Source organism: Gemmata sp., from assembly GCF_051859125.1.
Lineage (GTDB): Bacteria > Planctomycetota > Planctomycetia > Gemmatales > Gemmataceae > Gemmata.
In genome coordinates this window covers 1-5,081 of record NZ_JBHYGG010000180.1, presented here as the reverse complement: position 1 = coordinate 5,081, position 5,081 = coordinate 1, and the positions used below count along the sequence as shown (strand labels likewise).

General features: G+C 70.5%; 5 protein-coding genes. 1 reads left to right on the top strand and 4 read right to left on the bottom strand.

Translation table 11 applies throughout. From position 1 onward, the window contains the following. Positions 1-290 precede the first annotated feature (290 nt). Positions 291-521, bottom strand: coding sequence for a hypothetical protein (locus ACTIGN_RS16325; protein ID WP_439625686.1), 231 nt, complete (start codon positions 519-521; stop codon positions 291-293). 154 nt (positions 522-675) lie between these two features. Then, complete coding sequence (locus ACTIGN_RS16320; RefSeq protein ID WP_439625684.1) at positions 676-873, bottom strand: hypothetical protein; 198 nt, start codon at positions 871-873, stop codon at positions 676-678. Positions 874-1,001: 128 nt separating this feature from the next. Between ACTIGN_RS16320 and ACTIGN_RS16315 the strand changes: the two genes are divergently transcribed. Continuing rightward, positions 1,002-1,961 carry a hypothetical protein gene (locus tag ACTIGN_RS16315; RefSeq protein ID WP_439625682.1) on the top strand — a complete coding sequence of 320 codons (960 nt, stop codon included), beginning with the start codon at positions 1,002-1,004 and terminating at the stop codon, positions 1,959-1,961. A 72-nt stretch (positions 1,962-2,033) separates the two neighbouring features. Here the strand turns inward: ACTIGN_RS16315 and ACTIGN_RS16310 are convergent, their stop codons facing one another. Together ACTIGN_RS16310 and ACTIGN_RS16305 are read right to left on the bottom strand one after the other, a co-directional pair. Then, positions 2,034-3,431, bottom strand: coding sequence for a PQQ-binding-like beta-propeller repeat protein (locus ACTIGN_RS16310; RefSeq protein WP_439625680.1), 1,398 nt, complete (start codon positions 3,429-3,431; stop codon positions 2,034-2,036). Between the two features lie 130 nt (positions 3,432-3,561). Continuing rightward, a complete protein-coding gene (locus tag ACTIGN_RS16305) occupies positions 3,562-4,593 on the bottom strand; it encodes a DUF1559 family PulG-like putative transporter (protein ID WP_439625678.1) in 1,032 nt (343 codons plus the stop codon). Positions 4,594-5,081: the final 488 nt, after the last annotated feature.

Below are 5,081 nucleotides of genomic sequence, written 5' to 3'. Positions count from 1 at the left end.
CCACACCCCTGCGGGCGAAAGCCCCCAGGGGTGTGGTGCTTTCCACACGTCCCCCACCACTACCCCACGCACGACACCCTCCTCGCACAACTCTGTTAACTCTTCCCGTTCACTTGAACCGACCCAAGCCGATCGCACCCGATTCTCCGGATGCGCGTGAGCGTTCGCTCGGCGGTTGCGACCACATTCACGATCGCCGCCGCTCTTTCCACGTTCGTGGGCCCGACAGCTCCGCCACCCGTCGCGGTTCCGCGTCGCTCGGCGCTGACCGCGGGGCGGCTTCGCTTTCGTCAGGCCGCCTGCACGTCGGCCAGCTCCAGCTCGATCGCTTCCCCGGCCCGCACCACCTCAGTCCTCTGGAGGGCGACCTGCTCCCGTCGCTTCCGCACGGTGGTGAGCACGGCCCGGACCTGGCGTAGCCGCTCCTCGAGTTCGGGCGGCGGCGTGTCGCCCTGCTCGACGATCTCGGCGCGCACGTCCCGGAGGCGCTCGTAGTGGATTACAAGATCTGAATAGGTCATGGGCGAACATGGGGTTGGGCGATGGCGGGGCGGACATTCTTCACACACCTCGAACGCCCGCACCTGTCACGCACATCCGTCCTCACATTCCTCACACTTGTCCTTGCCTCCCGACAGCCTGACCCGCTGGCCGGGCACCTTCGTTCCGCACCCGCTACGCTTCGTTGAGATGGGGCCGCTCGACACTCGCGGGTGCGAGTTGCTCTTGCCGCTGCCTCACTGCGGCGACCGCCGACCGCACCCGCCGGAGCCGGTCCTCAAGTTCTTGGGGCGGCTCGTCCCCCTGATTGATGATCTCGACGCGGACGTCTTCGAGGCGGTACAGGTGCATCTTTAGGTCGGAGAATTTCATGTGACGAACGTGGGTTAAGGCAGGCTGGATAGACTTTTTAGCGAACGTGGGGTAGCCACACAAGGGCGTAAGGGACGTGGGTTCGGCACTCACATTCCGCACTCATGCCTGATCACGAACCGGTTCGGGTGAGTCACCCGAGCGGTGCGACAACCCGGCAGTCGATCCCGAGGAGCGCCGAGGTCGCGCAGCCCGACGCACGCCGGGGCGGCTACACGCCGCTCACCGCGGGGCTGGAGCGGCGGGCGAAGGCGGTGCTCGACGCGATCCCGCAGGTGATCGAGGGCCGCGGCGGCGAGGGCGAGCGGCTGACGCTCCGGGCCGCCCGGTGCATGGTCCGCGGGTTCCTGTTCGCCCCGAGCGACGCCCGCGCCCTGCTGGACCGCCACTACAACCCGAAGTGCGTCCCGGTGTGGTCGGAGCGGGAGCTCGAGCACAAGGTCAGCGAGGCCGCCCGCACGTCGTTCAACAAGCCCGACGGGTGGCTCCTGCGGGACCGCGGGCCGGCCACGGCACAGCCGCCGCGTCCCTCGCGGCTGAACCGTCGCCGGAGGCGTGTTCGCTCGCGGCCGCCTGCGAGGTACTCGACATGTACGGCTTGGGCATACCCGCCTTCTCCTGGCGGGGGCCAGATCCCGGAAGATCGAACCCAGGAGGTCGATCCCCTTCTCGATCTGGGCCAGCGGCCTCTCGGTCTGCTCCTTGGCCGCCTTCTCCGCGGCTCCGGCGGCTACGGCCCGGAGTTGCTTTTCGACCGCGTCCTGTTTGGCGTGCCGCTCGTCGAGCGCCGCGGCCTCGGCTCTGGTCGCGTTCTGCTCGGCGAGGCCGCGCTGGACTTGCTCGGCTTGCCGTGCCAGTTCCTTCGCCTCGGCCTCGCCCCAGGCGATTCCCCGCTGGCGTTTGGCCTCGACCAGCCCCCCCGTCGTTTCGGCGATACCCGCCAGCAGGGCGAACAGTACCAGGCTCGCGGCGATCACCCGCCCCTTGTACCGCCGCACGAACTTCTTCACCCGGTAGGACGTGCTCCGCGGGCGCGCCCGGACCACCTCGCCGCCCAGGGACCGCAGTCGGGACGGGGCCGCTCATAACACCTTGGAAGTCGGTTCGACTCCGACCGGACCCACTCGCGAACCCCGCCGCCCGCAGCACGTCACCGCACTTCACGGCCGCTTCGCGGGCGCGGACCCGCGGACGCAGATGAGTTCCGTGCCGGTGCGGACGAAGAACGCCCCGTCGACCGCGGCCACCCCGTACACCACGTCGCCGACCGCCGAGTACCGGGCGGCCTCGCGCTCCTCCTTCGGCACCGGGGGGCCGCCGCCCGGCCCCTTGCCCTCGGGCGATTTCGGCAGGGTGGCGGCCGCCTTTTCCTTCGCCTCCGCCTGCCGCCGGGCGAAGTCGGCCGCGGACCACAGGCGGTTGGACGCCGCCGCGTCGAACTCCGGCCCGGCCTTGAGGACGGTGGTGAGGCCGTCCTTGCCGAAGAAGTAGACGTGGTCCCCGGCCCCGACCGGCGTGGCCCAGCACTCGTGGCCCAGTCGCTCCGCGTACCGCTCCTCGCCGGTCTTCAGATCGACGCAGTGGACCACCCCCGCCTTGGTGACGAAGTAGGCGTGGCCCTTGTGGACGAGCGGGCTCGCGTGGTGGCTGATCGCCTTCTTCCCGTCCCACACCCGCTCGAACGCGAACGCGCCCCCGGCGGCCGCGAGCCGCACGCAGCAGTTCGACCGGGCGGACGCGGCGGGGTCCGGCTTCATCCGGTTCTCGCCGGCCCCGACGACGACCAGGTCGCCGGCCGCGGTCGGGGACGGGATGGTGTTGCCGACCAGTCCGTCGAGGGTGGCGAGGTGCTTCCCCGTGGCCGCGTCGTGGGCCGTCAGCGTGCCGCCCCCGCTCGCCAGCACGACCGCCCGGCCGCCGACCGCCGCGACGACGGGCGACGCCCAGGACGTGCGGCTCGGGCGCTCGGCCCTCCACAACTCGTCGCCGGTCGCCTTGTCCACCGCCAGCAGGTACGACGGCCCGGCGTGGTCCACCTGCACGAACACGGCCCGCCCCGACTGGGCGAGCGAGCTGCCGAGCGCGTGGTTGTTCTTGAACTCGGCGTCCTTCGCCAGCGCCCGCTGCCACAGCTTCCCGCCGTCGTGCGAGAGGGCGATCAGGTCGCCGCTCTCGAACAGGCAGTACACGCCGTCGGCGTCCGCCACGGGCGTGGGGGCCGCCCGGCCCATCATCGGGTTGTTCTTCCCCTTCTGGGTGGCCGCGAACTCCTTGGTCCACGCGACCCGGCCGGTCGCCGCGTCCACGGCGACCACGAACAGCTTCTCCTTCTCGGCCCCGTCGATCGCGGTCAGGAACACCCGGCCGTTCCACACCACCGGCGACGACTGGCCGTACCCCGGCAGGGGCGCCCGCCACGCGAGGTTCTCGGTCGGGGACCACGTCACCGGCAGGTTCTTCGCGGCCGTGGTGCTCGACCCGTCGCCCCGGAACCCGGGCCACGCCGCGGCCCCGGCGGGGTCCGCACCGATGAGCAGGGACACGAGCAGTACGTTCATTGCGGGACTCCTGAAGTCGTGGTGGTTGAGGACCAGAGGACAGAACTCCAGAGGACAGACGATCAGAAGTCGAACTGGCCTCGCTTCGCGCTTCTGGCCTCTGCTGTTCTGACGTCCTGTCCTCTGGCGTTTAGTAATCGCTGCCGCTGACGACCTCGCCGCCGGCGCGGGTGGCGAGGGCGCGCCAGGTGTCGGGGCTGATCGCGTCGCGGACGAACCGCACCCCCCCGTCGCCGAACGCGACGTTCACGCCGCCGGTGTGGCGGCTGCGCGGGCCGAACCAACTCCGCCCGTGGGCGGTGAAGTCGGGGACCGGGCTGTTCGGGGTCAAGTAGCCGTTGGTCGTGCTGCTGGTCTCCAGCCCGCGGATCCAGGCCGCCCCGCGGGAGCCGGTCCAGGACGTGACGGACCCGACGAGGGGGGCCAGGTCGGGGTTCACGACCACCGGCCCGCCGGCCCCGTCGGTGACGCCCTGCACGCCCGCCGGCGGCGTCCGCCAGGCGCTCCCGCGGTTCGCGATGTACCGGTCGAGCGGGACGGGGGGCGCGCCGGTGGCGTTCGCCCCCAACCCGAGCAGAGATTCGGAGAACACGACGGTGTTGGACGTGCCGTCGGTGACCTGGGCCGGACGGACCTTGGAGTCGTACCAGGCGTACCCGTCGGTCGGGTAGCGGGGGTCGTAGTTGGCCCCGGTCCCGCTCCCGGTGCTGACCATGTAGTTCGTCCCGGCGAACTGGCCGAACACCGGGCTCTGGCCGTCGCTCGGGCAGAGGAACAGGTTCACGACCGTGCCGGCGGCGGCCGCCTGGTCCGTGTTGAGGGTGGACGACGGCCCGCTGCCGACCATCAGGGGCGCGGTGAACGTGATGAGCCTCTGGAGGTTGTCCTGCTCGACGTAGGGCAGGAGGAGGGCCTGGACCGAGAAGTTGTAGGCGGACGACGCCCCGAGCCCCGGGTAGTGGCCCAGGGCCGACTCGTGGTTGTGCATCGCCAGGGCGAGCTGCTTCAGGTTGTTGGCGCACTTCATCCGTGCGGCCGCCTCGCGGACCTTCTGCACGGCCGGCAGCAGCAGGCCGATCAGGACCGCGATGATCGCGATCACCACGAGGAGTTCGATCAGCGTGAACGCGGGGCGGGAGCGGGTCTGCGGTCGCGGGAGCACGGGGAACCTCCACGGTGGGTGGGCGGGCTGGGTATGACCGTGATCTTCACGGTGATACATGGTAATAAGAAGTAATACACAGATCGGAAGCCGGCAAGGGGACCGCGAGAAAATGCGCCCGGACCGGACAGGGGAGCGGCGCGGGTCGGGAGGTTGAGTTCGGTGGGGTGCGAACGATCAGCCGATCGGGGCGGCCGGGGATGACGCGCCCGAAGACCGGACGCGCGGAATCGAGGTGGCTGCGGGAGATGGGTGGGGGCAGGTGCGCTTCGCGGCGGGTCGGATCGAATCGCGGTGGTCCGTAGCCAGCCCCTGTGCGGCCGGGCCTGTGGGACTCGCCGAGCCCCGGCCGCACAGGGGCCGGTTACGGGTACTCTTCAAGATGACTCGGCGTTGCTGTGTTGAAATCCTGTCGGGATCCGCTTGAAGTGGTTGGCGGGCCGCCACGGAGGGCGGCCCCTACCAGAGATTTGCCTTTGGTTTGTAGG